General features: G+C 73.3%; 27 protein-coding genes. 9 read left to right on the top strand and 18 right to left on the bottom strand.

The window, feature by feature from the left end; genetic code table 11:
- Nucleotides 1-40: 40 nt before the first annotated feature.
- The 7 genes from AB0J76_RS30495 to AB0J76_RS30465 all read right to left on the bottom strand — a co-directional run bounded on the left by AB0J76_RS30495 (nt 41) and on the right by AB0J76_RS30465 (nt 5,456).
- A complete protein-coding gene (locus AB0J76_RS30495) occupies nt 41-1,006 on the bottom strand; it encodes a helix-turn-helix domain-containing protein (protein WP_352328079.1) in 966 nt (321 codons plus the stop codon).
- 54 nt (nt 1,007-1,060) lie between these two features.
- On the bottom strand, nt 1,061-1,795 hold the full coding sequence (locus AB0J76_RS30490) for an SDR family NAD(P)-dependent oxidoreductase (RefSeq protein WP_364391260.1): 735 nt from the start codon (nt 1,793-1,795) through the stop codon (nt 1,061-1,063).
- On the bottom strand, nt 1,792-2,841 hold the full coding sequence (locus tag AB0J76_RS30485; RefSeq protein WP_352324603.1) for a 2,3-butanediol dehydrogenase: 1,050 nt from the start codon (nt 2,839-2,841) through the stop codon (nt 1,792-1,794). The genes AB0J76_RS30490 and AB0J76_RS30485 overlap by 4 nt, the downstream gene beginning before the upstream one ends.
- Complete coding sequence (locus AB0J76_RS30480; RefSeq protein WP_352324602.1) at nt 2,838-4,079, bottom strand: MFS transporter; 1,242 nt, start codon at nt 4,077-4,079, stop codon at nt 2,838-2,840. Before AB0J76_RS30480 ends, AB0J76_RS30485 begins: the two co-directional genes overlap by 4 nt.
- A 36-nt stretch (nt 4,080-4,115) precedes the next feature.
- Nucleotides 4,116-4,649 (bottom strand): 2,4'-dihydroxyacetophenone dioxygenase family protein, encoded by a 534-nt coding sequence (locus tag AB0J76_RS30475; protein WP_352324601.1) that lies wholly within the window; start codon nt 4,647-4,649, stop codon nt 4,116-4,118.
- Nucleotides 4,650-4,764: 115 nt separating this feature from the next.
- The gene (locus AB0J76_RS30470) at nt 4,765-5,016 is read right to left on the bottom strand and encodes a hypothetical protein (RefSeq protein WP_352324600.1); all 252 of its coding nucleotides are present in this window, start codon (nt 5,014-5,016) and stop codon (nt 4,765-4,767) included.
- A 77-nt stretch (nt 5,017-5,093) separates the two neighbouring features.
- Nucleotides 5,094-5,456, bottom strand: coding sequence for a hypothetical protein (locus AB0J76_RS30465; RefSeq protein WP_352324599.1), 363 nt, complete (start codon nt 5,454-5,456; stop codon nt 5,094-5,096).
- Between the two features lie 115 nt (nt 5,457-5,571).
- Between AB0J76_RS30465 and AB0J76_RS30460 the strand changes: the two genes are divergently transcribed.
- A complete protein-coding gene (locus tag AB0J76_RS30460) occupies nt 5,572-6,054 on the top strand; it encodes a proteasome activator (protein ID WP_352324598.1) in 483 nt (160 codons plus the stop codon).
- A gap of 19 nt (nt 6,055-6,073) precedes the next feature.
- On the opposite strand, the gene AB0J76_RS30455 is transcribed toward AB0J76_RS30460, so the two are convergent.
- Nucleotides 6,074-7,117 carry a DUF6221 family protein gene (locus tag AB0J76_RS30455; protein WP_352324597.1) on the bottom strand — a complete coding sequence of 348 codons (1,044 nt, stop codon included), beginning with the start codon at nt 7,115-7,117 and terminating at the stop codon, nt 6,074-6,076.
- 221 nt (nt 7,118-7,338) lie between these two features.
- On the opposite strand from AB0J76_RS30455, the gene AB0J76_RS30450 reads away from it, so the two are divergent.
- The 4 genes from AB0J76_RS30450 to AB0J76_RS30435 all read left to right on the top strand — a co-directional run bounded on the left by AB0J76_RS30450 (nt 7,339) and on the right by AB0J76_RS30435 (nt 12,059).
- The gene (locus AB0J76_RS30450) at nt 7,339-8,502 is read left to right on the top strand and encodes an SRPBCC family protein (RefSeq protein ID WP_352324595.1); all 1,164 of its coding nucleotides are present in this window, start codon (nt 7,339-7,341) and stop codon (nt 8,500-8,502) included.
- Between the two features lie 180 nt (nt 8,503-8,682).
- Complete coding sequence (locus AB0J76_RS30445; RefSeq protein WP_352324594.1) at nt 8,683-10,875, top strand: transglycosylase domain-containing protein; 2,193 nt, start codon at nt 8,683-8,685, stop codon at nt 10,873-10,875.
- 121 nt (nt 10,876-10,996) lie between these two features.
- Complete coding sequence (locus tag AB0J76_RS30440) at nt 10,997-11,602, top strand: superoxide dismutase family protein (RefSeq protein WP_352324592.1); 606 nt, start codon at nt 10,997-10,999, stop codon at nt 11,600-11,602.
- A 124-nt stretch (nt 11,603-11,726) separates the two neighbouring features.
- Nucleotides 11,727-12,059 carry a putative quinol monooxygenase gene (locus AB0J76_RS30435; protein ID WP_352324591.1) on the top strand — a complete coding sequence of 111 codons (333 nt, stop codon included), beginning with the start codon at nt 11,727-11,729 and terminating at the stop codon, nt 12,057-12,059.
- A gap of 4 nt (nt 12,060-12,063) precedes the next feature.
- Here the strand turns inward: AB0J76_RS30435 and AB0J76_RS30430 are convergent, their stop codons facing one another.
- Nucleotides 12,064-12,450 (bottom strand): DoxX family protein, encoded by a 387-nt coding sequence (locus AB0J76_RS30430; protein WP_352324590.1) that lies wholly within the window; start codon nt 12,448-12,450, stop codon nt 12,064-12,066.
- A gap of 27 nt (nt 12,451-12,477) precedes the next feature.
- Nucleotides 12,478-13,374, bottom strand: a complete 897-nt coding sequence (locus AB0J76_RS30425) for an NAD(P)H-binding protein (RefSeq protein WP_352324589.1) — start codon at nt 13,372-13,374, stop codon at nt 12,478-12,480.
- 144 nt (nt 13,375-13,518) lie between these two features.
- On the opposite strand from AB0J76_RS30425, the gene AB0J76_RS30420 reads away from it, so the two are divergent.
- The 3 genes from AB0J76_RS30420 (at nt 13,519) to AB0J76_RS30410 (ending at nt 17,314) form a co-directional block, all read left to right on the top strand.
- Nucleotides 13,519-14,298 carry a CPBP family intramembrane glutamic endopeptidase gene (locus AB0J76_RS30420; protein WP_352324588.1) on the top strand — a complete coding sequence of 260 codons (780 nt, stop codon included), beginning with the start codon at nt 13,519-13,521 and terminating at the stop codon, nt 14,296-14,298.
- Nucleotides 14,299-14,475: 177 nt separating this feature from the next.
- Nucleotides 14,476-16,476, top strand: coding sequence for a glycosyl hydrolase family 28-related protein (locus AB0J76_RS30415; RefSeq protein ID WP_352324587.1), 2,001 nt, complete (start codon nt 14,476-14,478; stop codon nt 16,474-16,476).
- Between the two features lie 43 nt (nt 16,477-16,519).
- Nucleotides 16,520-17,314 carry an SDR family oxidoreductase gene (locus AB0J76_RS30410; RefSeq protein ID WP_352324586.1) on the top strand — a complete coding sequence of 265 codons (795 nt, stop codon included), beginning with the start codon at nt 16,520-16,522 and terminating at the stop codon, nt 17,312-17,314.
- 125 nt (nt 17,315-17,439) lie between these two features.
- Here the strand turns inward: AB0J76_RS30410 and AB0J76_RS30405 are convergent, their stop codons facing one another.
- The 7 genes from AB0J76_RS30405 to AB0J76_RS30375 form a co-directional block, all read right to left on the bottom strand.
- On the bottom strand, nt 17,440-17,967 hold the full coding sequence (locus AB0J76_RS30405) for an NAD(P)H-dependent oxidoreductase (protein WP_352324584.1): 528 nt from the start codon (nt 17,965-17,967) through the stop codon (nt 17,440-17,442).
- Nucleotides 17,964-19,295, bottom strand: coding sequence for an LLM class flavin-dependent oxidoreductase (locus tag AB0J76_RS30400; protein ID WP_352324583.1), 1,332 nt, complete (start codon nt 19,293-19,295; stop codon nt 17,964-17,966). Before AB0J76_RS30400 ends, AB0J76_RS30405 begins: the two co-directional genes overlap by 4 nt.
- Nucleotides 19,292-20,296, bottom strand: coding sequence for an ABC transporter permease (locus AB0J76_RS30395; protein WP_352324582.1), 1,005 nt, complete (start codon nt 20,294-20,296; stop codon nt 19,292-19,294). The genes AB0J76_RS30400 and AB0J76_RS30395 overlap by 4 nt, the downstream gene beginning before the upstream one ends.
- Nucleotides 20,289-21,125: an ABC transporter ATP-binding protein gene (locus AB0J76_RS30390; protein ID WP_352324581.1), complete on the bottom strand. Its 837-nt coding sequence runs from the start codon at nt 21,123-21,125 to the stop codon at nt 20,289-20,291. The genes AB0J76_RS30395 and AB0J76_RS30390 overlap by 8 nt, the downstream gene beginning before the upstream one ends.
- Complete coding sequence (locus tag AB0J76_RS30385) at nt 21,122-22,141, bottom strand: ABC transporter substrate-binding protein (RefSeq protein WP_352324580.1); 1,020 nt, start codon at nt 22,139-22,141, stop codon at nt 21,122-21,124. Before AB0J76_RS30385 ends, AB0J76_RS30390 begins: the two co-directional genes overlap by 4 nt.
- 227 nt (nt 22,142-22,368) lie before the next feature.
- Entirely contained in the window at nt 22,369-23,058 is a 690-nt protein-coding gene (locus tag AB0J76_RS30380; RefSeq protein WP_352324579.1) for a hypothetical protein, read from the bottom strand.
- An 81-nt stretch (nt 23,059-23,139) separates the two neighbouring features.
- Nucleotides 23,140-24,318, bottom strand: coding sequence for an Ig-like domain-containing protein (locus AB0J76_RS30375; protein WP_352324578.1), 1,179 nt, complete (start codon nt 24,316-24,318; stop codon nt 23,140-23,142).
- A 219-nt stretch (nt 24,319-24,537) separates the two neighbouring features.
- Between AB0J76_RS30375 and AB0J76_RS30370 the strand changes: the two genes are divergently transcribed.
- Nucleotides 24,538-25,440, top strand: coding sequence for a polysaccharide deacetylase family protein (locus AB0J76_RS30370; RefSeq protein ID WP_352324577.1), 903 nt, complete (start codon nt 24,538-24,540; stop codon nt 25,438-25,440).
- 86 nt (nt 25,441-25,526) lie between these two features.
- On the opposite strand, the gene AB0J76_RS30365 is transcribed toward AB0J76_RS30370, so the two are convergent.
- Nucleotides 25,527-26,165: a hypothetical protein gene (locus AB0J76_RS30365; RefSeq protein WP_364391241.1), complete on the bottom strand. Its 639-nt coding sequence runs from the start codon at nt 26,163-26,165 to the stop codon at nt 25,527-25,529.
- Nucleotides 26,166-26,189: the final 24 nt, after the last annotated feature.

Here is a 26,189-nt window from a genome sequence, read left to right as displayed (position 1 = left end):
CTGAGCGGGCCCTGTCTAAGCGGGCCTGAGCGGGCGCTGCCTACCGTGTGGCCTCGGCGCGGGCCTCGCTCGGGGTCAGGCCGTACCGGGTGCGGAAGAGCCGGGCGAAGTGGGCCTGACTGGAGAAGCCCCACCGGTGGGCCACGTCGGCGATCGTGGTCTCCAGCGCGCGCGGCCCGGTCAGCTCGGCGTGCGCCCGGACCAGCCGCCGCTCCACGATGTGCCGGGCGGGCGAGCGGCCGGTGGACTCGAAGATGCGCGCCAGGTGCCGCACGGAGATGCCCATGACCCCGGCCACCTGCGCCGCCCCCAGGCACGGGTCGTGCAGGTGCCGGTCGATGTAGTCCTCGGCGACGATGAGCTGCGACCGGTAGGCGTCCGGCCCGGGGCGCCCGCCCGTACGTTCCTCGGCGAGCTGCCTGAGCAGGTCGAGCACGGCCCGCTCGGCCTCGGCGGGGTCGGGCGCGGCCCGCAGGGCGGCCAGGCCGCCGATCATCGAGCGCAGCGCGGCCACGAGCGCGCCCTCCCGCGCCGTCGCCCTGCCGAACACCATCGGCCCCGGCAGCCCGCCCGCCACGCACGCCTGCGTGAACAGCTCGCGCGGGACGTCCACCAGGATCTGCCGCATCGAGGAGGAGAACCCGAACAGGTACGGCCGGCGCGTGTCGTAGACGACCAGCTCGCCCGCCGTGGCGGCCAGGCAGCCGTTCTCGTGCAGGAACACCGCCTCGCCCTTGAGCAGCAGGGTCGCGAACACCGAGTCCTTCGGCGCGGACCTGACGGTCTGCGGGCTGCGCTCGATCGCGTGGGCGTTCCCGGCGATCTCGGCCAGCCGCAGCCCGGCCAGCTCGATGTTGGTCTGCCTGGCCAGCAGGCCGTGCTCGGAGTACGACGTGCACGACAGGCCCACCAGCGCCCTGCGGTTGTAGTCCTCCCAGAAATGGATGCGCTCGGCGGGTTCGACGTGCTCGGTCGTGGCCTGGGAGATCACGGAGACGGCGGACAAGGCGACCCTCCTCGCGTTCGTGCCGGTCAGGGGACACACAGCTTAGGTGAGATGTCACACAGCCAGATAGCCTCCGTCCACGGGGACGACCGCCCCGGTGACGTACGACGCGGCCGGCGAGCACAGGAACGCCACCACCGAGGCGACCTCGTCCGGCCTGCCCAGCCGCCCGCCGGGGATGCGGGCCAGCACCTGGGCCAGGGCCGGCGGGTCGTCCAGCACGCCGCGGGCCAGCGGGGTGACCACGAATCCGGGGGCGACGGCGTTGACCCTGATGCCGTCGGCGGCGTACTCGGCCGCCAGCGACTTGGTGAGCTGGGAGACGCCGCCCTTGCTGGCGCTGTAGGCGGGCCGGTCCCTGCTGCCGGAGAAGGCGAACATGGAGGAGACGTTCACGATCGCGCCGCCGTGCTCGGCCAGCGCCGGGCGGGCGGCCTGGCAGGCGACCATGGTGGCGGTCAGGTTGACCTCGATGACGCGCTGCCAGCGGGCCAGGTCGTACTCCTGCCGGTCGTGGCTGACGCCCGCGCAGTTGACCAGCGCGTCGAGCGGGTCGCCGGCCGACAGCAGGCGGGCCAGGCCGCCCCGGTCGAGCACGTCGTGCTCCACCACCCGGACCAGCGGGTGCACGGGCAGCTCGGCCGGGTCGGCGGGCGGCAGGCCGAGCGCGGTCACGGCGGCGCCCAGCTCGGCGAGGAGCACGGCGGTCGCCGCGCCGATGCCGGAGGTGCCGCCGGTCACGAACGCGTGCCGCCCGGCGAACAGCCCGGGGGCGAGTGCGCCGGTCACGGGAGCCGCCCCCCGTCCTGAGTGGGTCGTACCAGCACCTTGACCTGGTCCTCGCCGCGCAGCAGCGCCTCGAACCCGTCGCGGACCACGTGCTCCAGCGGGATGGTCGCGGTGACGATCGCGGCCAGGTCCGCGCCCTCCTCGGCGACCATGCGGATCAGCTCGGGGTAGGCGTCGCGGTAGCCGACGCTGGTCACGATCGTCTGCTCGTTGTTGACCAGGGCGAAGGCGTCTAGGGAGACCGTGCCGGTCAGCCCGAGGAACACCACCCGGCCGCCGCGTCTGGTGGCGGCCAGGCAGGCGCGCAGCGTGCCCTCCGAGCCGGCGGCCTCGAAGACGACGTCCGCGCCCTCCCCGCCGACCGCCGCGGCCAGCCCGTCGCCCGCCGCCGTCTCCGCGCCGAGGCGGCGGGCCAGCTCCAGGCGGGCGGGCGAACGGTCGGCGGCCACCACGCGGCCCGCGCCGGCCCGCGCCGCGAAGCGGGCCACGAGCAGCCCGATCGGGCCGAGCCCGAGGACCGCGACGGTGTCGCCGGCGCGGATCCCGGCCCGCCGCACCGCGTGCAGGGCGACGGCCGCGGGCTCGAACACGGCCGCCTGCTCCAGCGGCACCGACTCGGGCAGCCGGTGCAGCATGTACGCCGGCACCGTGGCCCGTTCGGCGAGCCCGCCGTGCCCCATCAGCCCGGCGAACCCGAAATGGCGGCAGATGTTGTACTCCCCCGCCAGGCAGCGCGGGCAGTTCCCGCACCGGTAGTGCGGCTCGACCGCGACCCGGTCGCCCACGGCCAGGCCGGTCACGCCCGCGCCGAGGCCGGTGACCGTGCCGCAGAACTCGTGGCCGAGCACGATCGGCGCGCGCACGCCGGACTCCGGGTGCGGCTCGGCCACGGGGATCGCGTGCGGGCCGTCGGCGTACTCGTGCAGGTCGCTGCCGCAGATCCCGCAGTACGCCACCGCGATCGCCGCCTCACCGGGGCCGGGCTCGCGCACGGGGACGTCCTCGACCCGCACGTCCTTGGCCCCGTGCCAGACCGCGGCCCTCACGCGGCCGCCCTGCGCAGCACGGCGGGGGCCGTCTCCTTCAGGGCGAAGGCGAGCCCCACCACGACCAGCGCGCCGCCGGCGGCGATGAACATCGCGGCCTGCAACCCCCACTGGTCGGACGCCCACCCGGCGACCATCGGGCCCAGGAAGCCGCCCGCCAGCTCGCCCACGCCCATGATCACGCCGAGCGCGGTGGCCAGCGCGCCGCGCGGCACGGTCTCGGCCGGGATGGTGGCCATGAACAGCGTGAAGCAGCCGAGCCCGGTGTAGGTGACGATCATGATCGCGCCGAGCAGCACGGGGCTCTCGACGTAGACCACGGCCAGCGGGCAGAACACCGCGAGCGCGGTGAAGCCGATCAGCGCGGGCTTGCGTCCCAGCCGGTCGGAGATGGCCGGGGTGGCGAAGCCCCAGAGCACCCAGGCCACGCCCAGGCACGTCATGACGCCGCTCATCGTGCCCGGCCCGAAGCCCTTCACCTGCGTCAGGTACGTCGGCGTGAAGGTGATGATGGTGACGAACCAGGTCAGGTAGCAGCAGGCGATGAGCATGCACACGACGATGTTGCGCAGCTTCAGCACCTCGCCCAGCGGCACCCGCGGCTCCTTGGCGGGCGCCTCGGCCGCCGTCCGCGGCGACCGCTCGCGGACGAACTTCGCGATCAGCAGGGCCATCACCAGGCCCGGCAGGATCGTGACGTAGAAGGCGACCCGCCAGTCGTAGGTCTCGGCGATCCACACCACGACCAGCGGCGCGAGGATGCCGCCGAGCAGCCCGGCCGACGAGCCCTGCAGCAGGCCCATGTTGAAGCCCCTGCGGCGCTCCCGGCTGGCCTCGACCATGAGCGACTGCGCCATCGGCAGCACGGCGCCCTCGGCCGTGCCCATCAGCGCGCGGGCGGCCAGCAGCCCGGCGAACCCGCCCATCAGCCCGGAGGAGGCCGAGAACAGCGAGAACAGCACCACGGCCACGACCAGGATGGGCTTACGCCGGCCGAGCGCGTCGGACAGGCGGCCGGCGAACATCCCGGCCAGCGCCCAGGTGAGCGCGAGCACGCCGGACAGCGTGCCCAGTTCGGCGTTGGACAGGCCGAAGTCCTGGTCCATGTACGGCGCCAGGAACGACAGCGCCTGCCGGTCGAAGAAGACGAAGCCGAAGGACAGGAAGAGGATGACGAGAAGGCGGTTCTCGTACCGGTCGGCGGCCCTGGTGTCCGGCGCGGCCGCGAGGTCGGTCATGACGCACTCATTTCGGGGGATGCGGCGGGGCAGCGGTCAGCGGAACAGGGAGTTGACGTAGTCGGCGCCGATGCCGACCTTCTCGTAGTGCTCGCGGCACATCTTGATGTAGTCGTGCACGTCGAAGAAGCCGTCGGGGTCGCCGTTCTCGTCCAGCCAGACCAGCGGGCCCTTGACGATGAAGAACGTCTTCATCGGCTCGCCGCTGTCGTAGGCGACCAGCGTGTGGCCCTCGCCAGGGGCCTCGTAGACGAAGTCGCCGGCGGTGGCCGTCCAGGGGCGTTCCAGGTAGCCCCACTTGCCGGAGATCGTGTACGCGAACACCTCGTGCGGGTGGTAGTGCCGGTTGACCAGCCCGGCCTCCTTGGCCCGCAGGATGTCGGCCCAGCTGTTGTCCTTGACGTTGATCCACAGCGGCCGGGAGCCGACGGTCTCGGTGAACGGCACGTAGTACCGGTCGTCGTCGGTGGCCACCTTGGACAGGTACACCTCGGGCAGCGCGTCCGGCCGGAAGGAGTTCTCGATCGGCCGCAGGTCCTTCCAGAACTCGCCGGTGGGGTTGTCGGGCATCTGAACGGCCCCTTTCGTGTCGTGTTCCCGGCAGTGAATCCCGGCGGGACCGACACCGTCTTTCCCCAGGTGGACGTGGCGGCTTGCAGATTCAGGACATGCGGCCGCGGCGCGGTCAGGCGCCGAGGTCGCGCACCACGTTGTCCAGCCGCACGGCGAGGTCGTCGAGGGCCTGCCCGTCCGTCGCGGCGCCGTCGGGGAGCTGGGACATGACGTCCTCGCGGCTGGCGATCACCAGCCCCCGGTGGGCGTCGTCGATCTCCGCGGCCCGCAGCACGACGCAGTCGCCCCGGACGAACACGAGCGTCGCGTCGGCGTGCTCGGACTCCAGCAGCCTGCGGACACAGTCACGGTCGATGAGAGACATCTCGGCTCCTCTTCCCCTCAGCGGGCGTGTACCCCCACAGCCAGGACGAAACCCCAGGTGGCCGCCCCGGCGTCGCGCTAGCCGAAGGTGGGCGGGCCGCCGTCGTCGCGGGCGCGCCGCCGTGCGAACACCACCAGGTACGCGGCGGCTGCCACCGCCAGGACCGCCGGCGGCAGCGCCAGCGGCAGCCGTCCGGCCAGCACCGCGAGCACCGCCAGCACGACCCCGGCGAGCAGCAGCAGCGCGGCGGCCAGCAGCCGCACGCCGAGCGCGTTCGACGGCGGCGGCCTGCGCGGCCAGTGCCCCTCGCCGCCGCCGTGCACGCCGGGCACGCCGGTGTCGCTCACCACGCCTGTGCGGCTGATCTCGTCCGGGGGCGGCGGCTCGCGCAGCACCGGAGCGAAGAACTCGTCCTCTGGATCGTCGTCTCGCCGGTTCATGAGGGTGACCCCTACCCAGGATTCCGGCCGCTCCCACGAGTGAACCGCGGGGCACCGGGAAGGGCTGTTGCTGGCGGTAGCGAGCCGCTCACCTGCGTGAACGAGGACTGAGGACATGACGACGACGCCGCATCCAGCATCGGGGGACGAGCAGCGCGAGCACACCCTGCGCGATGCCGTGAGGACGGACATCGAAAGCGTCGAGGAGCCCGCCCGGCTGCTCCGCGTGAGCGCGATGGCCCGCAGCCTGCTGGAGGAGGCCAAGGGGGTGCACCTGGAGGAGCGTGCCAGGGAGCGCATGCACCGCATCTACGAGCAGGCCATCCGGGAGGTCGCCGGGGCGGTCGCGCCCGAGCTGCGCGACGAGCTGGAGCGCCTGCGGCCCACCCCGAACGGCGAGACGCCGACGGAGATGGAGATCCGGGTCATGCAGGGGCAGCTCGTGGGCTGGCTGGAGGGCGTCTTCCAGGGCATCCAGGCCGGGCTCCAGCTCCAGCAGGCCGCCGCCCGCCAGCAGCAGCTCGGCCTGCACGCCGGCCGCGCCGCCCTCCCCCTCCCCGACGGCGTCCGCGCCCAGGGCGACGGCAACTACATGTAGACACGAGGGCCGGGAGCGGTCAGCGGGAGGGGCTCCATTCGGGCCGCCAGCCGGGGCGCAGGCGGTAACCGTAGGCCAGGTGGCGCAGCGTCTGGCAGGGGGAGCCGGCGGCCTCGCCGCACAGCGGGCAGATGGCGTCCCGGGCGTCCCCGGTGTCCCCGGCCGACAGCGGCGGAGTGTGCTCGTTCAGCAACGCCAGCTCGGCGCCGCAGCGGGCGATCGCGTCGGCCGGGTCGTGCAGGGCGATGTGGATCGCCTCGACCGGGTGGAGCAGGTCGTCGTCGTGGAAGCCGACGCGGGTGACCGTCCGTCCGCCGCCGAACTCCAGCCGTCGCGCGCCGCCCGCGCCCTGGCGTACCGGGGCGCCGGCCGGGCCGGCGGCCGTGAGGTAGCGCCAGGGCCCGGCGCCCGCCGCCTCCGCGGTGGCCTTGTCGGCCTCGATCTGCGTGCGCAGCCACTGGACCAGCGTGGCGCCGCCGGTGCCGGGGACGCCCTCGGCGCCGTCCAGCTCGCGCAGGAACGGGGTGACCGCCGCGTTCAGCTCGGCCACGAACGCCTCCAGCGACGCCTGGGCGTCGTCCAGGTTGGGCAGGCCCTCGGCGCGCGGCCGGGTGGGCGTCGGCAGCCGGTCGCCGGACAGGGGGATGCGCAGCTCCAGCGTGCTCAGGGCGGTCGGCGTGCCCTCCGCGCCGGCCGCGTACGGCTGCTCGCCCTGGCGCCGCCAGCTCGACCAGCCGTCCGGCAGCGGGACGGGCGGCGGCGTGGCGAGCTCGACCACGGCCAGCGGGTCGCGGCCGTCCTCGGCCCGGTGGCAGGCCGCGTCCAGGACCCGGGGGTGGGTGCGCACGTACGGGGAGTCGGCGACGGGTCTGGTGGCGACCTCCCAGGCGGCCAGCGCGAAGTGCAGGGGGTCCAGCGTGACGCCGCTCGCTCCCGGCTCCCCGCCCGTGGCCGCGAACGCGTGCCGCCACCTGCGCAGCTGTTCGCCGTAGTGCTCCTGCGTCCCGCCGTGCCCGGCGTCGATCCAGAACGCCTGCGTCGCGGTGCGAACCGTGCTCTTCATCGCAAAACTCCCCTTAAATCCCCTATCGTCACCTCTGCCCGGTATCGCGGGCGACCAACGCCTCCGGACGGCCCTCCGTTAGCGCTGTGACCTGCGGGGTAGGCCACGGCCAGCGGGAAGTGCGAGCGAGGGGGATTGTGGTCATGCGCACGACTGCTTTTCGGGGCATCAGCTCCTTCAACGGGGAATCGCGGCAACCGGCTCCGCGGCGCATCCAGATCGTGCACACGGAGTCGCGAGGACGGTCGCACCCGTTCGTCGCGGCCGTGCTGGGCGCCTGCGCCGGGGCCGCGGTGACGTACCTGCTGGATCCGGACCGGGGCCGGTCGCGCCGCGCCCGCGTCCGGGACAAGGGCTCGCACGCCACCCACGAGGTGCGCGACGGCCTGGGCGTGCTCGGCCGCGACCTGTCCAACAGGGGCCGCGGGTCGGCCGCGGCGGCCAGGTACCGCCTGACCGGCGGCACCGCCGACGACCGCGTCCTGCACGAACGCGTACGCGCCGAACTGGGCCGCCACATCAGCCACCCGCACGCCGTCGAGGTCGACGTGCGCGAGCGCGTCGTGACGCTCTCCGGCGACGTGCTCGCGGGCGAGGACGAGCGCGCCCGCCAGAAGGTGCGCCGCATCCCGGGCGTCAAGCGGGTGGAGACCAACTGGCATGTGCACAGGGACGGCACCGACGCGCCCCGGCTGCAGGGCCAGGGCCGCCGCCGCAAGGCGGTGCCGGAGCTGCTGCAGCAGCGCTGGTCGCCCTCGGCCAGGCTGGTCGCGGGCGGGGCGGCGGCCTCGGTCTGGGCGGTCACCGGCAAGCTGCCGAGGCCGCTGTCCTGGCTGACCCGCTGCGCCGCGTCCGCGCTGGCCGTGCGGGCCGCGACGAACCTGCCGCTGCGCCGCCTGACCGGCGTCAACGCCGGTCGCGAGGCGATCGACGTCAACGCGGCCGTCTCGATCGCGGCGCCGGTGGCGGCCGTGTGGCCGCTGGTGAGCGACTACTCGCTGTTCCCGCGCTTCATGCCGGACGTCGAGGAGGTCCGGCTGTCGGCCGACGAGCTGCGCTCCCACTGGGTGATCAGGGGCCCGGCCGGGACGCGCATCCGCTTCACCGCCACCGAGACCAAGCGCGAGGAGGGCGCGGAGATCGCCTGGAAGTCCGGCGACGGCGAGCTCATCGCCCACACCGGCGTGCTGCGCGTGGACGCCCAGGCCGACGGCCGGACCCGCGTCCAGGTGCACCTGTGCTACAACCCCATCGCGGGGGCGGCCGGGCACGCCATCGCCGGGCTGCTCGGCGCGCATCCCGCGCGCAAGCTGCGGCAGGATCTGGTGCGGCTGAAGGAGCACGTCGAGAACCAGGTGCAGCCGGCCGCGCCGTCCCTGCTCTGACCGCTCTCCCCCTCCGAACCGCCGGACGGCCACGCGCGACGCGGGTTCGCGCGTGGCCCGTAAGCTGGCGTGATATCGCTCCCGATATCACCGGACGGCTGATATCGGTCTTGGACGCCGCCTTTCGTGCTGTGCTGTCATGTCCGGGCTTGCCCTGTTTCCGCCCGGAGGTGCTCTCGTATGCCCCATCGCCTGTCGAACGTCGCCCGGCTCACGGTCGCGGCGATGTCGGCCGGGTTGCTGACGGCCGCGATCGCGCTGCCCGCCGTCGGCGGCACCGGCACGCTGGTCGTCTCCGCCACCGAGCAGCTGAACCTCAAGCCGGTGGTGCTGGCCGAGCCGCCACTCGCGCAGACCTCCACCGTGTACGACGTCCGCGGCAACGTGATCGCCCGCTTCTACGACCAGAACCGCGAGATCGTCCGCCTGGACCAGATCTCCGAGGTGATGCGGACGGCGGTCGTCGCCATCGAGGACGACCGGTTCTACCAGCACGGCGCGATCGACATGGAGGGCACGCTGCGCGCCCTGGTCAAGAACCTCAGCTCCGACCGGCTCAGCCAGGGCGGTTCCAGCATCACCCAGCAGTACGTCAAGCAGGTGCTGCTCAACGCGGCCGACACCGAGCAGGACAAGAACAAGGCCCTGGAGGCCAGCTACGCCCGCAAGCTCAAGGAGCTGCGCTACGCGATGGGCGTCGAGAAGAAGTACGGCAAGGACGAGATCCTGCGCCGTTACCTCAACATCGCCTACTTCGGCGCGGGGGCCAACGGCGTGCAGGCCGCGGCCAGGCGGTTCTTCGGCGTCCCGGCGTCCCGGCTGGACCTGGCACAGGCCGCCACGCTGGCGGGCGCCGTGCAGGACCCGAACACCACCGACCCCAGCCGCGGCAGGAAGGCCCGTGCGCTGCTGCTGGCCCGGCGGAACGTGGTGCTCGACCGGATGGCCGAGCTGGGCCGGATCACGCCGGAGCAGGCGGCCGCGGCCAAGGCCAAGAAGCTGGGGTTCAAGGACGTCCGGCTGCCCAATGGCTGCGGCGACAGCGCCTACCCGTACTTCTGCGAGTACGTCCGGCACGAGCTGCTGGCTGACCCGGCCTTCGGCAGCACGCGGCGGGCCAGGGAACACGCCTTCGCGCAGGGCGGCCTGAAGATCTACACCACGCTCGACCCGAAGGCCCAGGCCGCCGCCGACCGGGCGATCAGGAAGCACGTCGACGCCACCGACCACGCCCTGGCCGCCGAGGCGCTGGTCGAGCCCGGCACCGGCGCGATCAGGGCCATGGCCGCCAGCCGCGGCTACGGCTCCTCGGCCGGGAAGAAGCAGATCTCCTTCAACGCGGTGGCCGACGCGCGGCACGGCGGGCTGATCGGCTTCCAGGCGGGCTCGACGTTCAAGACGTTCACCCTGGTCGAGGCGCTCAAGCAGGGCATGAAGGTGGACGACGGCATCACCGTGGGCAACGGCTACACCGCGCCCTCCAACGCCGCCTTCAGGAACTGCGCCGGCGCCGGCGTCGGCGACCCGTCCTGGACGGTCACCAACGACGAGGGCTCCCCCGGTTTCAAGACGCTGCGGACCGGCACGTGGGGCTCGGTGAACACGTTCTTCATGGCGCTGGAGCAGCGGGTGGGCCTGTGCCGGACGGTGGAGACGGCCAAGTCGCTCGGGATCGCCCGCGCCGACGGCCGCAAGCTCCAGGAGTACGAGACGTTCACCCTCGGCATCAACGAGACCGACCCGGTGACGGTGGCCACCGCGTACGCCGCCCTCGCCGCCCGGGGCAGGTACTGCGCGCCGATGGCCATCACCAGGATCACCGATGCCGCCACCGGCCGGCCGACCTCGTACCGGCCCTCGTGCCGGCAGGCGCTCGATCCGGGCGTCGCCGACGCGACCGCGCACATCCTGTCGGGCGTGTTCACCAAGGGCACGATGAGCCGCGTCGGCGGCATCGGCCGCCCGGCGGCGGGCAAGACCGGCACCACCGACGGGTACGCCTCGGCGTGGTTCGCCGGGTTCACCCCGGACCTGGCGGGCGCGGTCAGCATCGGCGACCCGCGCGGGTCGCAGCGGTACAAGCTGGTGAACACCACGATCGGCGGCCGGTACTTCGCCATCGTGGCCGGGGCCTCGCTGCCGGGGCCCATCTGGAACGACACGATGCGGGCGGCGCTGAAGGGCGTGCCCGCCACGCGGTTCACGCCGATCGACGCCGGGCGCTTCGGCGGCTGCGGGGACGCCTGCGCGCCGGCCCGTCCCGACGCGGGCGAGCCGGACCTCGGCCAGACGGACCCGGGCGAGCCGGACCTCGGCCAGACGGACCCGGGCGAGACCGGCCCCGGCGACCAGGGCGCGGGCGGAACGCCCTGAGCGGCGCGCCGGCCGGTCCATAACCCCGACGGGTGACTCAAGAGCTATACGACAGGCGGCGCGGCGCGCCCGTACCCTCGATGAGTCCGCACATCTCCGCCTCACGAGGGACGGTTCCGCCATGCCCAAGGCACGGACGTTCGGCCGGACACATCTGGCGCTCTGCCTCGCGCTCGCCGCCGGGGTCGCCGCGATCGGCGTGAGCGCGGTGGCCGACGCCACCGCCGCGCGCCCGGGCGACCCGCGGCCCGTGGTCATCCGCGACACGAGCGGCGTCGCGGTCGGGCGGCTCAGCATCCTGCGCGAGGGGTTCGGGACGGCGCGCGTCTCGGTCTCGGTCAAGGGCCTGACGCCCGGCTTCCACGGCTTCCACATCCACACGACGGGTCTGTGCGACCCGAAGGCCGTCGATCCCGCGACCGGCCAGGTCTCCCCCTTCTTCACCGCCGGAGGCCACCTCGACCTGGCCGGCGCCGTCCACCCCGGGCACTCGGGCGACCTGCCGCCGCTGCTGGTCGGCAAGGACGGGTCGGGCTCCGCGTCGGTCGTCACCGACCGGTTCGGGCTGCGGGAGCTGACCGACGCCGACGGCAGCGCGGTCATCGTGCACGCGCTCCCCGACAACCTGGCCAACATCCCCGCCCGCTACGCCCCGGACGGCCCCGACGAGGCCACCCACAGGACCGGCGACGCGGGCGGCCGCACCGCCTGCGGCGTGATCAGGTGACGCGACGCGCGTGCGGCCCGCCGTGGGCGGGCGGCGACGCGACGCGTGTGAGGCCCGCCGTGGGCGGGTGGCGGTGTGCGGCTAGTCTCGTGCCGTAACGCCGCCGACCTGGGGAGTGCCCGTCATGATCTTCATCACCGCGAAGTTCCGCGTCCTGCCGGAGCACGCCGACCGCTGGCCGGAGATCTCGGCCGAGTTCACCGAGGCCACCCGCGCCGAGCCGGGCTGCCTGTGGTTCGACTGGTCGCGCAGCCTCGACGACCCGGCCGAGTACGTCCTCGTCGAGGCCTTCCGCGACGACGACGCCGGGGCGGCGCACGTGACGTCGGCGCACTTCAAGCAGGCCCAGCAGGTGCTGCCCGGCTACCTGGCCGAGACGCCGCGCATCGTCAACGCCAACGTCCCGCAGGACGACTGGTCGCCCCTCGGCGAGATGGCCGTCCCCGAGCGCGGCTGACCGCTCAGGGCCGCAGCACCAGCGCCGGGTCCAGCGCCAGGGTGGCGACCGCGAGCGCGAGGAACCCGATCGCCAGGTAGAACTGCGGCGATCGGTCGGCCACGCGCAGGTGGGTGTAGAGGGCGCACACGAAGTAGAGGACGAGCCCGGCCGCGGCGGCCGTCCCGGCCAGCGGCACGCCGAACAGGCCGAGCGTCAGCCCCGCCGCGCCGGCCGCCTTCAGCGTGCCGATCGGCCAGACCAGCCACGACCGCGGCACCCCGCACCGGTCGAGCGCGGGGCCGAGCGACCGCATGACCGGTGCGAGCCGGGTCATGGCGGCGAATCCGGAGAAGGCGTTGCAGGCGATCGTCACCAGCGCGATGACGACGTAGGCGGTGGAGTGCGGCACGGGAAACCTCCGGTCGGCGTCGGCTGGTCAGCCCTGCTCTTGGCGGGCGGCCGGGTGGTCCTGGCGGGCGAAGGCCGGGGCGTGGGCGGCGGCCCAGTCGCCGAAGGTGCGGGGCGGGCGGCCGAGCACCGCGGCCGCGTCCCCGGTGACCGGGTGCTGGGGGCGCGTGGCGTACCTGGCGTAGCGGGCCAGCAGAGCACGGACGAACGGCTCCGGCAGGCCGCCCGCGACCAGGCGCCGTGCGGCGGCCTCCGGCGGGATCTCCTCCAGGCGCAGCGGCCGGCCGATCGCCTCGCCGAGCACGGCCACCATCGCGGCGTGGGTCAGCGACTCGGCCCCGGTCAGTTCGAGCCGGCGTCCGGCGTGGCCGCCGAGCAGCGTCCTGGCGGCGATCTCGACCAGGTCCCGCTCGTCGATCGGCACCTCCTGGAAGGAGGCGTGCACGTACCGGACGACGTCCCCGGCCCGGATCTGCGGGGCCCACGCCTGGAGGGCGTTCCCGGCGAAGGAGGCGGCGCGCAGGCTGGTCCACTCCAGGCCGCTGTCCACGGCGGCGGCCTCGGCCTCCTTGTTGCGGTCGCCGCGGAAACGGGAGGGCTGCTCGTCGAGGGGCTCGTCGACGTTCATCGCGGACAGGGCCACCACCCGCCGCGCCCCGCGCTCGGCGGCACGGGCGAGCAGGCCGGGCGCCCCGTCGCCGATGGCACGCGGGTGCAGGAAGACGGCGGTGACGCCGTCCAGGTGGCCGGCGAGGGTCTCGGGGCGGGCCGGGTCGCCCTCGACGGCCTCGGCCCCGGCGGGCAGGCGCACCCCGGCCGCCGATCGGGTGACGGCGCGCACCTTGACCCCTCGGGCGGTGAGCAGTTCGACCAGCGGGCGACCGAACGTCCCGGTGGCGCCGGTGACCAGAATCATGTCGTTCATGCCCGTTGAGAGGAACCCGGGACGGGAAGTGTGACATCGGCTTGAGCCGGCGGAAGTCCGCCCGCTCCGGCCACCGAGCTCCGGGACCCGCCGACAAGGGGTGCTTTATCCGGATCGGAGCGCTGGGCGGCTACTCTGCGGCCCATGCACACCCAGTCACTCGCACCCGCTCCGGCCCTCGGCCCCAGGCTCATCAGAGCCGAGATCCTCGTCGTGTTGTCGGTCTCGCTCGGCGCCAGCGCGGTGTTGTCGCTGGTCCGGCTGATTGGCTCGCTGACCGCGCCCAAGGAGCTGAAGGGGCAGCAGGCCGTGCTGGTCGGCTCGCTGGCCCCCGGGCGGCCGTGGCTGGACCTGACGTTGCAGCTCGTGGACATCGCGATCTCGGTGGCGCCGGTCGCGCTGGTGGCGTACCTGCTGGTCCGCTCGGGCGAGTCGTTGCGGACGATCGGGGTGGACCTGCGTGAGCCGGGCCGCGACACGTTGCGCGGCGCGCTGCTCGCCGCCGCGATCGGCGGCACGGGGCTGGCCTTCTACCTGGTGGTCTACGCGCTGGGCGTCAACCTGACGGTGGTGCCGGGCCAGTTGCCCGAGGTGTGGTGGCGGGTGCCGGTCCTGCTGCTGGCCGCCGCGCAGAACGGCGTGCTGGAGGAGGTTCTGGTCAGCGGCTACCTGCTGCACCGGCTGAACCAGGCGGGCTGGGGGCCGTGGCGGGCGGTGGTCGTGTCGTCGGTGTTGCGGGGGTCGTACCACCTGTATCAGGGGTTCGGGGGGTTCGTCGGGAACGTGGTCATGGGGCTGGTGTTCGGGCGGCTGTACCAGCGGTGGGGGCGCGCGATGCCGCTGGTGATCGCGCACACGCTGATCGACGTGGTGGCCTTCGTCGGGTACGCCGCCCTGCACGGCCGGGTGAGCTGGCTGCCCTGACGCAAACCGCTTGCGCGCCTGCGCGCAAGAAATCGACAAACATTTGCAGCTCAAACACAGAACTCCGGAACTCCTTCACAGAAGGCTTGTGTCTCGGGGGCGTGGGGTCCTACTGTCACCTCACCCCCCGAGAGAATCGAGCTTCGGATGTCAGGCACGAGCACATCCCGGAGGGTCGTGGCGGTGCTCGCCGCGGCTCTCGCTCTCCCCCTCGCCTCGCTCGCCGTCCCCGCGCAGGCCGCCACCGAGACCGCCGCCGAGACCGCCACCAAGGCCGGTACGGCGCCGCGGCCCGTGGTCACCAGGGCAGCCCTCGACCCCGCCCTGGTCGCCGGCCGGGGCGCGCGCGTCGGCTTCGCCGAGCAGGAGGCCGAGAACGCCCCGACGGACGGCACGGTCATCGGCCCCGACCGCACCGCCTACACGCTGCCCGCCGAGGCGTCCGGGCGGCGGGCGGTCCGGCTGACGCCCGGCCGGCACGTCGAGTTCACCCTGCCGGCCGCGGCCAACGCGATCACGGTGCGCTACAGCATCCCCGACGCGCCCGCGGGCGGCGGCATCACCGCGCCGCTCGACGTCGCGGTCAACGGCCGCCACCGGGCCACCATGACGCTGACCTCGCAGTACTCCTGGCTGTACAACCAGTACCCCTTCACCGACGACCCCGGGGCCGACCTGCTGCACCCCGACTGGTGGATCACCGAGTGCTCCTGCGTGCCCAGCGCCACCACCCCGGCCCCGGCGATCGTCAAGCCGTTCCGGCCCAGCCACTTCTACGACGAACAGCGCCTGCTGCTCGGGCGCACCTACCGGGCGGGCGACCGGATCCGGCTGACGGCGGGCGCCGGGGCCGCCTGGACGGTCATCGACCTGCTCGACTCCGAGCTCGTCGCCCCGCCGCGGATCGAGCCGGTCGCGGCCGATGTGCTGGCCTTCGGCGCCGACCCGTCCGGGCGCCGCGAGTCGTCGGCCGCCTTCGACCGGGCCGTCGCCTTCGCCAGGCGCGCCCATCTGAAGGTGTACGTCCCGCCCGGCACGTACCAGGTCAACCGGCACATCGTCGTGGACGACGTGACGATCACCGGCGCCGGAAGCTGGTACACGATCATCAAGGGCCGCGAGGTCGCCCTGGACGCCCCGGCGCCCGACGGGTCCGTCCACACCGGCGTCGGCTTCTACGGCAAGGACGCCGCGGCCGGCGGCAGCCGCAACGTGCACCTGTCCGGGTTCGCCATCGAGGGCGACGTCCGCCGCCGCATCGACACCGACCAGGTCAACGGCGTCGGCGGCGCGATGAGCGACTCCACGATCGAGGGCCTCTACATCCACCACACCAAGGTCGGCCTCTGGTTCGACGGCCCGATGAGCGGCACCCGTGTCACCGGCAACGTGATCGCCGACCAGATCGCCGACGGGCTCAACCTGCACACCGGCGTCACCGGCACGGTCGTGTCGGACAACTTCGTCCGCAACTCCGGCGACGACGGCCTGGCGATGTGGTCGGAGCGCACGGCGGACGCGCGCAACACGTTCGACCACAACACGGTCCAGACGCCGGTGCTGGCCAACGGCATCGCGATCTACGGCGGCACGGACAACACCGTCTCGGCCAACCTGATCGCCGACCCCGTCCGCGAGGGCAGCGCCCTGCAGGTCGGCTCCCGCTTCGGCGCCGAGCCGTTCACCGGCCGCCTGGACATCACCGGCAACACCACCGTGCGGGCCGGCACGTACGAGCTGAACTGGAAGATCGGCCTCGGCGCCATCTGGTTCTACGCCCTGGAGCGGGACATCGACGCCGACATCCGGGTGACCGGCGACCACTACCTGGACAACACCTACAACGCCGTCATGCTGGTCGCCGACTGGCCCGTCAAGGACCTCTACTCCATCACCGGCCTGCGCTTCAAGGACGTCCGGGTGGACGGCACGGGCACCTCGGTGCTCAGCGCCCGCGCCGCCGGCTCGGCCGCCTTCGAGAACGTGCACGCCCGCAACGTGGGCGCGGTCCCCGTGAACAACTGCGGCACCTTCCACTTCACCCCGTCCGGCTCGGAGTTCGCGCTGACGGACGGCGGCGGCAACGACGGCTGGCTCGCCCCCTGGCTCCTGCCCAACACCCTCACCTGCGACGACCGCCCTCCGGTGGTCCCCCCACCGGCCCCCGCCCCCTGGTGAGCCCGGCCGCGTTAGGCGCCGGGGTGCGGGGCAGGGGGACGGCATGACCGACACCTACGACCGGGTCGCCGTCGTCACGGGCGCCGACTCCGGCATCGGCAGGGCCACCGCCGTGCTGCTGGCCGAGCACGGGTTCGACGTGGGGATCACCTACCACGAGGACGAGGACGGCGCCCGGGAGACCGCCGCGCTGGTACGGGAGGCGGGCAAGGCGGCGGCCGTGCGCCGCCACGACCTGACCGACCCGGTACGCGCCGCGCACGTCGTCGACGAGCTGGCCGGGGATCTGGGCGGGCTCGGCGTGCTGGTCAACAACGCCGGCACCGGGTCGTCGGAGCCGCTGCTCGACATGGACTACGAGCGCTGGCGTTCGGTGTTGTCGGTGGACCTGGACGGGCCGTTCCTGTGCGCGCAGCGGGCGGCCCGGCGGATGGTCGCCGAGGGGCGCGGCGGCCGGATCGTGAACGTCACCAGCGTGCACGAGGAGTACCCGAGGGTGGGGGCGGGGCCGTACTGCGCGGCCAAGGGCGGGTTGAAGCTGCTCAGCCGGGTGCTGGCGCTGGAGCTGGCCGCGCACGGCATCACGGTCAACACGGTCGCGCCCGGCGAGATCGCCACCCCGATGACCGGGCAGGAGGACCGGCCGCCGCGGGCCGGGAGCCGTCCGGGGTACCCGATCCCGCGGCCGGGCGACGCCCGGGAGGTCGCCGCGGTCATCGCCTTCCTGGCCTCGCCGGCCGCCTCGTACATGACGGGCTCGTCGGTGTTCGTGGACGGCGGCCTGGTCACGATGGGACCGCAGGCGGCGGGGGCGCTCCAGTCCGGCGACTGGCGTTGACCCCGCACCCCCGCCCGCCCGCTACCCACGCGGCGCCCCCGCCCTCAGGCGCACGGCACTGCGGTCCTTCGGCCGGCCCGCCGTCCTTCAGGCGGGCCGCGGCTATTCAGCCGGCCCACCGCCCTTCAGGCGGTGGCCGGATGGCCGACCGCGAGGGCCGCGGCCACCTGCGGCGTGACCCGCTCCGCCCAGCGGCCCAGCAGCTCCTCCAGCACGGGCAGCTGCGACTCCAGCACCGCGAGCCCCGGCGTCGGCACGGTCGCGCCCAGCTCCACCAGCAGCGGCCGCAGGTGCACCTCGACCGCCAGCGCGTGCTTCGGATCGCCCATGACCAGCAGCGGCAACGCCGCCACCCCGGCCAGCGCCTCCGGCCGCAACCGGTCGAGGAACGCCTTCAGCAGCCCGGTGTACGTGCCCTTGTAGGTGGGGCTGGCCACCACCAGCACCCGAGCCTCGGCGACCAGCTCCAGCGCCACCTCGACGCCGGGCGCGGGCCCGGGCGCGAGCAGGTGCGGCCCCAGCGCGGACAGGTCGATCACGTCCTGCACGCCCGGCAGGCCGAGCCGCAGCGCGACGGCCTCGGCGGCCGCCACGGCCACGGTCCGCGTCCTGGAGCCCTCGCGGGGGTTGCCGACCAGCGCGACGACGCTCATCCGGCCACCGCCGCCGCCAGCCCGGCCGCGTACTGGGAGACGGGCCGGGTCAGGCCGTAGTTGTCGCGGAGGGTACGGCCCTCGTACTCGTACCGGAACAGGCCCCTGACCTGCAATTCCGGCACGACGTGGTCCACGAAGTCGGACAGGCCCGACGGCAGCAGCGGCGGCATGATGTTGAAGCCGTCGGCGGCCCCGGTGAAGAACCACTCCTGGAGCTGGTCGGCGATCTGCTCGGGCGTCCCGGCGACCACGCGGTGGCCGCGGCCGCCGGCCAGCCGGTTGAGCAGTTGCCTGACCGTCAGGCGCTCCCGCCTGGCCAGGTCGATGACGAGCTTGCGCCGGCTCTGGGCACCCTCGGTCTCGACGGCCACGTCCGGCAGCGGCCGGTCGAGGTCGTCCTCGGTCAGCTCGATGCCGGTCAGGTGGGAGAGCTGGGCCAGGCCGTAGGCGGGGATGATCAGGTCTTCGAGCTCCTTCTCCAGGTGCAGCGCCTCCCGTTCGGTCGAGCCGATGATCGGCGAGACGCCGGGCAGGACGAGCACGTCGCCGGGCTGCCTGCCGTGGGCGGCCACCCGCCGCTTGAGGTCGCTGTAGAACTCCTGGCCCTCCTCCAGGGTCTGCTGGGCGGTGAAGACGGCCTCGGCGTGCCGGGCGGCGAACTCCTTGCCGTCCTCCGACGACCCGGCCTGCACCAGCAGCGGGCGGCCCTGCGGGGAGCGGGAGGTGTTCAACGGCCCCCGGACGGCGAAGTGGCGGCCGATGTGCTCGACGGGATGGATCTTGCCGGTGTCGGCGTAGCGGCCGCCGGTGCGGTCGCCCACGATGGCGTCGTCCTCCCAGCTGTCCCAGAGCTTGCCGACGACCTCCAGGAACTCGTCCGCCCTGGCGTAGCGGGCGGCGTGCGTGGGGCGTTCGACGCCGAAGTTGAGCGCCTCGGCCTCGCTGGCGGAGGTGACGATGTTCCAGCCGGCCCGGCCGCCGCTGATGTGGTCGAGGGAGGCGAACTTGCGCGCCACGTGGAAGGGCTCGTTGTAGGTCGTGGAGACGGTCGCGATCAGGCCGATGTGGTCGGTCACCGAGGCGAGCGCGGCCAGCAGCGTGAGCGGCTCCAGCCCGCCGAGCGCGTTGTGCCGGACGTCGCCCTGCAGCGCCACGCCGTCGGCGAGGAAGAGCGAGTCGAGCTTGCCGCGCTCGGCGATCCTGGCCAGCTCCTGGTAGTGGCGGACGTCGGTCAGGCGGCTCGGCTCGGTGCGGGGGTGCCGCCAGGCGGCCTCGTGATGGCCGACGCCCATGAGGAAGGCGTTCAGGTGGAGCTTTCTCGTCACGTGGTCCTCCAGGTGGAGAAGCGGCGCTCGACGCCGATCAGGAGCAGGTTGAACAGCAGGCCGACCACGGAGATCGTGATGATGCCGGCGTACATGTCGGGGATGCGGAAGCTGGACTGGGCGTCGAGGATGAGGTAGCCGAGCCCGGCCTTGGCGCCGACCATCTCGGCGAACAGCAGGACGAGGATCGAGTACGCGCCCGCCAGGCGCACCCCCGTGAAGATGGTGGGCACGGCGGCCGGCAGGATCACCTTCTGGAACAGCCGCACCGGGCCGAGGCCCATCGACCGGGCCGACTTGATCAGCAGGGGTTCGACGGTCTTCACGCCGCTGACGGTGTTGAGCAGGATGGGCCAGGAGCAGGCGTACAGGACGAACGCCACCTTCGTCGTCTCGCCGATGCCGAGGATGAGCGTGAAGACCGGCAGCAGCGCGACCGCCGAGGTGTTGCGGAACACCTCCAGCAGCGGGGTGAGGAAGTCGGCGACGGGCTTGTACCAGCCGATCAGCAGCCCGAGCGGGATGGCCAGCACGATCGCCAGCCCGAACCCGGACAGCGAGCGCGCCAGCGACGCCTCCAGGTGCTCCGGGAGCCGGCCCGTGAGCAGCAGGTCCGCGCCGGCGGCCAGGCTCTCCGACAGCGGGGGCACGAAGACGGGGTCCACCACGCCGAGGCGGGGCAGCGCCTCCCAGGCGGCCATCAGCAGCAGGATCGCGGCCGAGTTCCGCCCCGCCCGCCGCGCCAGCCCGCCCGCCCGCCGCCACGTCGCCGCGGGGGACGCCGCCTTCCGGCTCGTTCCGGTCGGCGCCGCCTTCCGGCTCGTTCCCGCCGTTCCCGCCGGCGCCGCCTTCCGGTCCTCCCCCTCGGTGGGCCGGACAGCGGTGGGCCGGACAGCGGTGGGCTCGTCCCGCGTGGCGGGGTCGGGGTCGTCGTCGGGGAGGTCGTACCAGTGGACGTCGCCCTCGGGGCGCGTCCGTTCGTCGGCGCGCGCGTCAGTCATGCCGGATCGCCGCCTTCCGCTCCTGCACCTGCGCCGCGGCGACCTCGTCGCGCAGCAGCCCCCACACGTGGTGCCGGTACTCGCCGAAACGCGGGTCGGCCCGCAGGTCGCCCTCGCGCGAGTCGAACTCCACCTCGATGATCTCCTTGATCCGGCCGGGCCTGGAGGTCATCACGGCGACGCGTTGCCCCAGGTAGACGGCCTCGTCGATGCCATGCGTGATGAACACGACGGTCTTGCGGGTGTGCTGCCAGATGCGCAGCAGCTCCTCCTGGAGCGACTCGCGGGTCTGCGCGTCGAGCGCGGCGAACGGCTCGTCCATCAGCAGGACGTCGGGGTCGAAGGCCAGGCTGCGGGCGATGGCGACGCGCTGGCGCATGCCGCCCGACAGTTCGTGCGGGTAGCGGTCCTCGAAGCCGGACAGTCCGACCAGTTCCAGGTGCCGCCGCGCCCGTTCCGTACGCTCGGCCCTGGGCACGCCCTTGGCCTCCAGCCCGAAGGCCACGTTGGCCAGCGCGGTCCGCCACGGGAACAGCGCGTACTGCTGGAAGACGATCCCCCGGTCGAGGCCGGGCCCGGTGACGGGCGCGCCGTTGACCACGATCTGGCCCGACGTCGGCTCGGTGAGGCCCGCGACCAGGTCGAGGAGGGTGGACTTGCCGCAGCCGCTCGGCCCGACGAGCGTCAGGAACTCCCCTTCGCGGACGTCGAGGTCGATCCCGGACAGGGCGGTGAACGGCTCGCCCGCGTCCCTGACCGTGAACTCCTTGGAGACGTTCCGGATGCCGATCTTCGTCTGGACGCCGGTCTCGCTGATCGTGGCGGTCATGAGCCGCTCCCGTTCGCGTAGGGGTTGAACTCGTTGGTGTAGAGGTCGGTGACCTTGACCTGGCCGGGACGGATCTCGCCCTCGCGCTGGAGCCAGTCGATCCACCGCTGGAACTCCCGGCTGTCGATGACGCCGCCCTTGCCCGCGATGCCGGTGCTCTTCCAGAACTTCACGACGTCGGTGGTCTCGTTGCGCCCGCGCTTGGCGATGATCTGCTCGAACTTGGCGACGACCTCCTCGCGCGGGTGGGTCTGCGCCCAGGCGATGGCCTTGGCGAAGCCGGCCACGAAGGTCCTGACGGTGCCGGGGTTCTTGGCGATGAAGTCCTCGCGCAGCACGACGGACCCGGCCGTGAACGGCCCGAACAGCTCGACGTCGGTGAACAGCGGACGCAGCCCGCCGCGTTCGAGCGCCTTGTCCTTGAGCACGCCGCCGAGCGTGCCGACGTCGAGCTGCCCCTGCCGCAGCGCCTGCTCGGTGTTGACCGGCGGGATGACCACGAGCTGGACCTGCTCGATCTCGGCCGGCGTCAGCCCCTGACGCTTGAGGTACTCCTTGATCACGGCCTCGTGGTGGGCGCCGAGGGTGTTGACGCCGATCTTCTTGCCGATGAGGTCGCGGGCGGTCTTGATGGGGCTGTCGTCCTTGACGTAGTAGCCGCTGAACGACTTCTCGTCCGAGCCGTAGTAGCCGATCACCGCCTTGATCGGGGCCTTGGCCGCCTTGAGCTTGATGACGGCGCCGTTGAAGGCGCCGCCGAAGTCGGTCTGGCCGGTGGCCGCGGACTGGATGTCCTGCGGCCCGGAGGTGGTGTTGCCCACCCACTTGAGCTTGACGTCGCCGAGGTAGCCGAGCTCCGCGGCCAGTTCGGGGAAGGTGACGGCGCCCACGCTGCCCTGGTAGCGAAGCTCCTTCACCTCCGATTCGCCGGGTATCGCCGAGCCTTCGGCCGCGCCGCAGCCGACGGTCACGGTCGCGAGCAGCACGGCGAGGAGTGCACGTCTGACGTTGATCACGATGAGTTCCTCTGGGGAGAACTGCGCAGGGGGGAGGGAGGTCTGCCGGAGGTGCGTGATCAGCGACACTGCGCGCTGGCGACGTGGCCGTAGTCCACGTGCGGGCGCCGGGTCAGGTAGAGGCCGGGGCTCATGCGTACGAAGCTACGGAACCCGGAACGCTAAGTCAACATTTCCTACTGGCTTTACATGAATAGCTGGCCCCGCCCCTTCCCCGCCCTCCCGCGTCAGGCGAAGCGTTCGATGGTCACGGGGATCAGGCCCTGGCCGCGGATCGCCTGCCGGTGGTGGTGCAGCAGGGCGCCGATGGCGGCCAGCGGGCCGGCGCTCAGGCGTACGGTGACGTCCAGGCACCAGGCGATGCCGGGGCCGATGCGCCGCAGCTCCCAGGTGAAGGTGTGCCCGGCGGCGGTCGCCGTGGCGGTGCCGGCGATCCTGGCCCGCGGGTTCTCCCGCGGCGGCTCCAGGCGCAGGACCGTGCGCACGTTCGCCAGGCCGCGCTCGCCGAGCTCGCCCGCGAACAGGATGCGGTAGCGCCGGGTCTGCGCCGAAGGGGAGCCGCCCAGGTCGAGCGGGGGCGCGGCGGGCAGCGCCTGGCGGTACTGGAAGAAGGCCCGCAGCTCGGCCTCCTCCGGCAGCGCGCCGCCGCCGAGCATCGAGTAGGTCTCGCGGGCGTCGCGCCGGGTCACGGGCAGCACCCGGTCGCGCAGCGCGGGGTCGGCCCGGATGGCCCGGCTGGATCCGGGCGACTCGCGCCACTCGCCGCACTCGGCCGTCCATTCCGCGCAGTCGATGCCCGCGGCCGTGTAGTCGTCGCAGAGCACGAACTCCTCGACCAGGATGCCCAGGGGAAGTGTTCCGCGGCCACGGTCGGCGGCGTAGATCAGGTAGTAGTCCAGGGGTACGTCGGCGTCCATTGGCGACATGATCGTGGTGCGGGCCCCCGCGGGCAAGGCGACATTCTGATGTTCGCGCAGGTCCTGCCCTCAGATGGGGGTCTAACCGGTCACGGGCTTGCCCGTGGCGCTGCCGGCGAGCCATTCCGTCCACGACTTGGCCCACGGGGTCGGGCCGTTGCCGAACCGGAGTTTGCGCGAGGTGCCCTTGACCTCGATGACGTCGCCGCGCTGGGTGAAGTCGTAGAACCAGCGAGCGTCGGCAGGGCTGGCGTTGACGCAGCCGTGGCTGACGTTGGAGTTGCCCTGCGCGCCGGTCGACCAGGGCGCGGCGTGGAAGAAGGTGCCGCTGTAGGTCATCCGGACGTTCCACTTGGTCTTGATCCGGTACTCGCCCGGCTCCCCGATGGTGGCCGAGTCCATGACGGTCTCCGCGGCCTTCTCCTGGGCGATCATGATGCCGGAGTAGCTGTCGTCGCCGGGTTTGCCCAGGCTGACGGGGATCGTCCGGACGACCCTGCCGTCCGCGGTGACGACGGCCCGGTGGCGGTCGGCGTCCACCTTGGTGACGTGCCGGGGGCCGACGGTGAAGGACAGGCTGCGGTCCCTGGTCCCCCACAGGTCCTCGCCCGCGCGCAGCCCGGCCAGATGGGCGACGACCTTGACCTTCTCACCCACCGGCCAGTACTCGCGCGGCCGGAACTGCACCTCGCGGTCGCTCACCCAGCTCCACGCGCCCTCGACCGGCTCGGACATCTCCACCACCAGCGAGCGCTCGATCGCCGCGCGGGCCTGCCTGGAGGTGACCGGGTGGGACAGCAGGAGCTGGACCGGCATCCCGACGCCGACCTTCTCGCCGTCCAGCGGCGACATGCCGCTCTGCAGGGCCTTCCTGGGCTTGAGCGTGGTGAAGGACGACCGCCCGGTGACGGCCTTGCCGTCGGCGCCGGTGGCCTGCGCGCTCACCGTGTACGACGTCGCCGGCCGCAGCGGCCACCGTGGCCGCCAGGCGCCGTCGGCCGCCGTCGAGCCGGTCACCTGGCGTCCCTTGGCGTCGGCGACGGTCACCTTGGTGACCTTGCCGCCGGTGACCCGCACGCTGATCCCGGTGTCGGGGGCGACCTTCTCGGCGCCGTCCGCCGGGGTGATCGCCAGCTTGGCCACCGGGCCCTCGGCCTGCCGCGGGCCGTCCGCCGGCTGGGCGCCGCCGCCACCGGAGGCGCATCCGGCGAGCAGGAGCCCCGCGAGGGCGAGCGTCGTACTGGTCCGGCCGTTCCGCATCCTCGATGCCTCCCGTGCCTGACAAGGCGTCAGCTTCTTCATTGAACGGTCTGTGCTGTCACGTGCGGACACCTCTGCCCCATGAGCATGGGAGAAACCTTCATCCGGAGCACTCTTGCGAACCTTGCGGGCGGATCTGGTGTCCAACTCTGTGGAACGGTCCTTCTGGGCCGTTCTCAGGGGATGACGCACCGGGGGCGGTGCATGAGGGGGAACGTCATGAACGGCGGCATGAAGCGGTACCTGTCCGGTATCGGGATGACCGCGGCGACACTGGCCGTCACGACCGCGCTCACCGGGGCCACCCCCGCCGGCCCCACGCCCTCCCCCACGCACCCGGCGCCGTCGGCCTCCCCCGCGCCGAAGCCCGACCACAGGCCCGGCCACAAGCCGGACCACAAGCCCGGCCACCGGCCGGACCGGACCGGGCCGTCCGCCGAGCCCACCGGGCCTGCCGAGCCCGCCGAGCCCGCCAGGCCCGCCGAGCCCGTCGAGGCGGACAAGCCCGACTGCCGCAAGGTCAAGTGCGTGGCGCTCACCTTCGACGACGGCCCGGGCCCCTACACCGGGACGCTGCTGCGCCACCTGGCGAAGTACCGGGCCCACGCCACGTTCTTCGTCGTCGGCCGGAACGTCGGCGTTTACCCCGACGTGGTGCGCCGCACGGCCGAGGCGGGGCACGAGCTGGGCAACCACACCTGGTCCCACCCCGACCTGACCAGGCTGTCGCCGGCCGCGATCAGGTCCCAGCTCGCCCGCACCGACCAGGCCGTGAAGTCCGCCGCGGGCGTCGTGCCCGGCCTGGTACGCCCCCCGTACGGTGCGACGGACCGCGACGTGCGGCGGCAGGCGCACCGGCCGCTGGTCCTGTGGAGCGTGGACACCCTCGACTGGCGCTACCGCGACAGCGCCAGAGTGGCCCGCGTCTCGCTCAAGCGGGTCCGCCCCGGCAGCGTCATCCTGTTCCACGACATCCACCCGACCACGGTCAAGGCCCTCCCGCGGGTGCTGAAGGGCCTGTCCGCCCGCGGCTACCGCTTCGTCACGGTCAGCGAGCTGTTCGGCGGCCGGCCGCCGAAGGTCGTCCGCAACGCCCGCGGGCTCTCCGGCGGCCCCAGGTAGCGGCCGGCCCTCCTTCGGGCTGACCGGGCGAACCCGTGAACCGCCGGCCCGCCTTGCCGTCCCCGCGAACCGCCGGCCCGCGGGGGTCACTCCTCGACGGTCTCCTCGTAGCCGATCGCGGCGTCCGCCGCGTCGCCGCCCGACTCGCGGGCCCGGTAGCTGTCGCCGCCGTAGAACCTGAAGGCGCCGTTGTCGGCCCGCTCGCCGACGGGCGGCACGCGGCCGTCGATGGCGATGTAGTACCAGCCGTAGCCGCCCTGCCGGTCCTCGCAGAAGTTGTTGACCACGCGCCGCCGGGACGGCTTCGCGACGCACACCTCGACCCACTCCGAGGGCGTCTCGATGGCCGTCTCGGCGCCGGGGCCGCCCTGCGGCGACGCCTTGGTGAGCTCGTCGTCCCCGGGGTCCTCGTACGTGCCGCCGTCGGCCCGCTTCCCCACCGCGGGGACGGTGGCGTCGCCGGCGTAGAAGTACCACGCGTAGCCGCGGCGCTCGTCCTCGCACGGGCGGTAGTCGGCCCTGGTCTGCGTGCCGGTGTCCACGCAGACGGCGATGCGGGCGGACCCGTCCTGGGCCGCGGCGTCGGACCCGTCGTCGGACCCGCCGTCGGGCTCGTCGTCGATGACCTCTTCGGTCTCCTCCGGCGAGGCCGGCGGGCCGGTGTCGGCGACGGTGCACCCGGCGGTCAGCGCGGCGACGAGCGCGAGGCAGGCGAGTCGTAACAAGGATCCTCCACGGAAGGGTGACGA

It is taken from the genome of Nonomuraea sp. NPDC049624, from assembly GCF_040675255.1.
Lineage (GTDB): Bacteria > Actinomycetota > Actinomycetes > Streptosporangiales > Streptosporangiaceae > Nonomuraea.
Note: the sequence above shows the minus strand (reverse complement) of the source record. Positions and strands in the feature narration are given on the sequence as shown.

What these genes read in the sequence shown, in the direction of transcription:
- AB0J76_RS30435 (WP_352324591.1), top strand. Translation starts at nt 11,727, where the DNA reads ATGATCTTCATCACCGCGAAGTTCCGCGTCCTGCCGGAGCACGCCGAC.
- AB0J76_RS30390 (WP_352324581.1), bottom strand. Translation starts at nt 21,125, where the DNA reads ATGACCGCCACGATCAGCGAGACCGGCGTCCAGACGAAGATCGGCATC.
- AB0J76_RS30380 (WP_352324579.1), bottom strand. Translation starts at nt 23,058, where the DNA reads ATGGACGCCGACGTACCCCTGGACTACTACCTGATCTACGCCGCCGAC.
- AB0J76_RS30405 (WP_352324584.1), bottom strand. Translation starts at nt 17,967, where the DNA reads ATGAGCGTCGTCGCGCTGGTCGGCAACCCCCGCGAGGGCTCCAGGACG.
- AB0J76_RS30445 (WP_352324594.1), top strand. Translation starts at nt 8,683, where the DNA reads ATGCCCCATCGCCTGTCGAACGTCGCCCGGCTCACGGTCGCGGCGATG.
- AB0J76_RS30470 (WP_352324600.1), bottom strand. Translation starts at nt 5,016, where the DNA reads ATGTCTCTCATCGACCGTGACTGTGTCCGCAGGCTGCTGGAGTCCGAG.
- AB0J76_RS30465 (WP_352324599.1), bottom strand. Translation starts at nt 5,456, where the DNA reads ATGAACCGGCGAGACGACGATCCAGAGGACGAGTTCTTCGCTCCGGTG.
- AB0J76_RS30440 (WP_352324592.1), top strand. Translation starts at nt 10,997, where the DNA reads ATGCCCAAGGCACGGACGTTCGGCCGGACACATCTGGCGCTCTGCCTC.
- AB0J76_RS30475 (WP_352324601.1), bottom strand. Translation starts at nt 4,649, where the DNA reads ATGCCCGACAACCCCACCGGCGAGTTCTGGAAGGACCTGCGGCCGATC.
- AB0J76_RS30410 (WP_352324586.1), top strand. Translation starts at nt 16,520, where the DNA reads ATGACCGACACCTACGACCGGGTCGCCGTCGTCACGGGCGCCGACTCC.
- AB0J76_RS30370 (WP_352324577.1), top strand. Translation starts at nt 24,538, where the DNA reads ATGAACGGCGGCATGAAGCGGTACCTGTCCGGTATCGGGATGACCGCG.
- AB0J76_RS30460 (WP_352324598.1), top strand. Translation starts at nt 5,572, where the DNA reads ATGACGACGACGCCGCATCCAGCATCGGGGGACGAGCAGCGCGAGCAC.
- AB0J76_RS30480 (WP_352324602.1), bottom strand. Translation starts at nt 4,079, where the DNA reads ATGACCGACCTCGCGGCCGCGCCGGACACCAGGGCCGCCGACCGGTAC.
- AB0J76_RS30420 (WP_352324588.1), top strand. Translation starts at nt 13,519, where the DNA reads ATGCACACCCAGTCACTCGCACCCGCTCCGGCCCTCGGCCCCAGGCTC.
- AB0J76_RS30425 (WP_352324589.1), bottom strand. Translation starts at nt 13,374, where the DNA reads ATGAACGACATGATTCTGGTCACCGGCGCCACCGGGACGTTCGGTCGC.
- AB0J76_RS30455 (WP_352324597.1), bottom strand. Translation starts at nt 7,117, where the DNA reads ATGAAGAGCACGGTTCGCACCGCGACGCAGGCGTTCTGGATCGACGCC.
- AB0J76_RS30395 (WP_352324582.1), bottom strand. Translation starts at nt 20,296, where the DNA reads ATGACTGACGCGCGCGCCGACGAACGGACGCGCCCCGAGGGCGACGTC.
- AB0J76_RS30375 (WP_352324578.1), bottom strand. Translation starts at nt 24,318, where the DNA reads ATGCGGAACGGCCGGACCAGTACGACGCTCGCCCTCGCGGGGCTCCTG.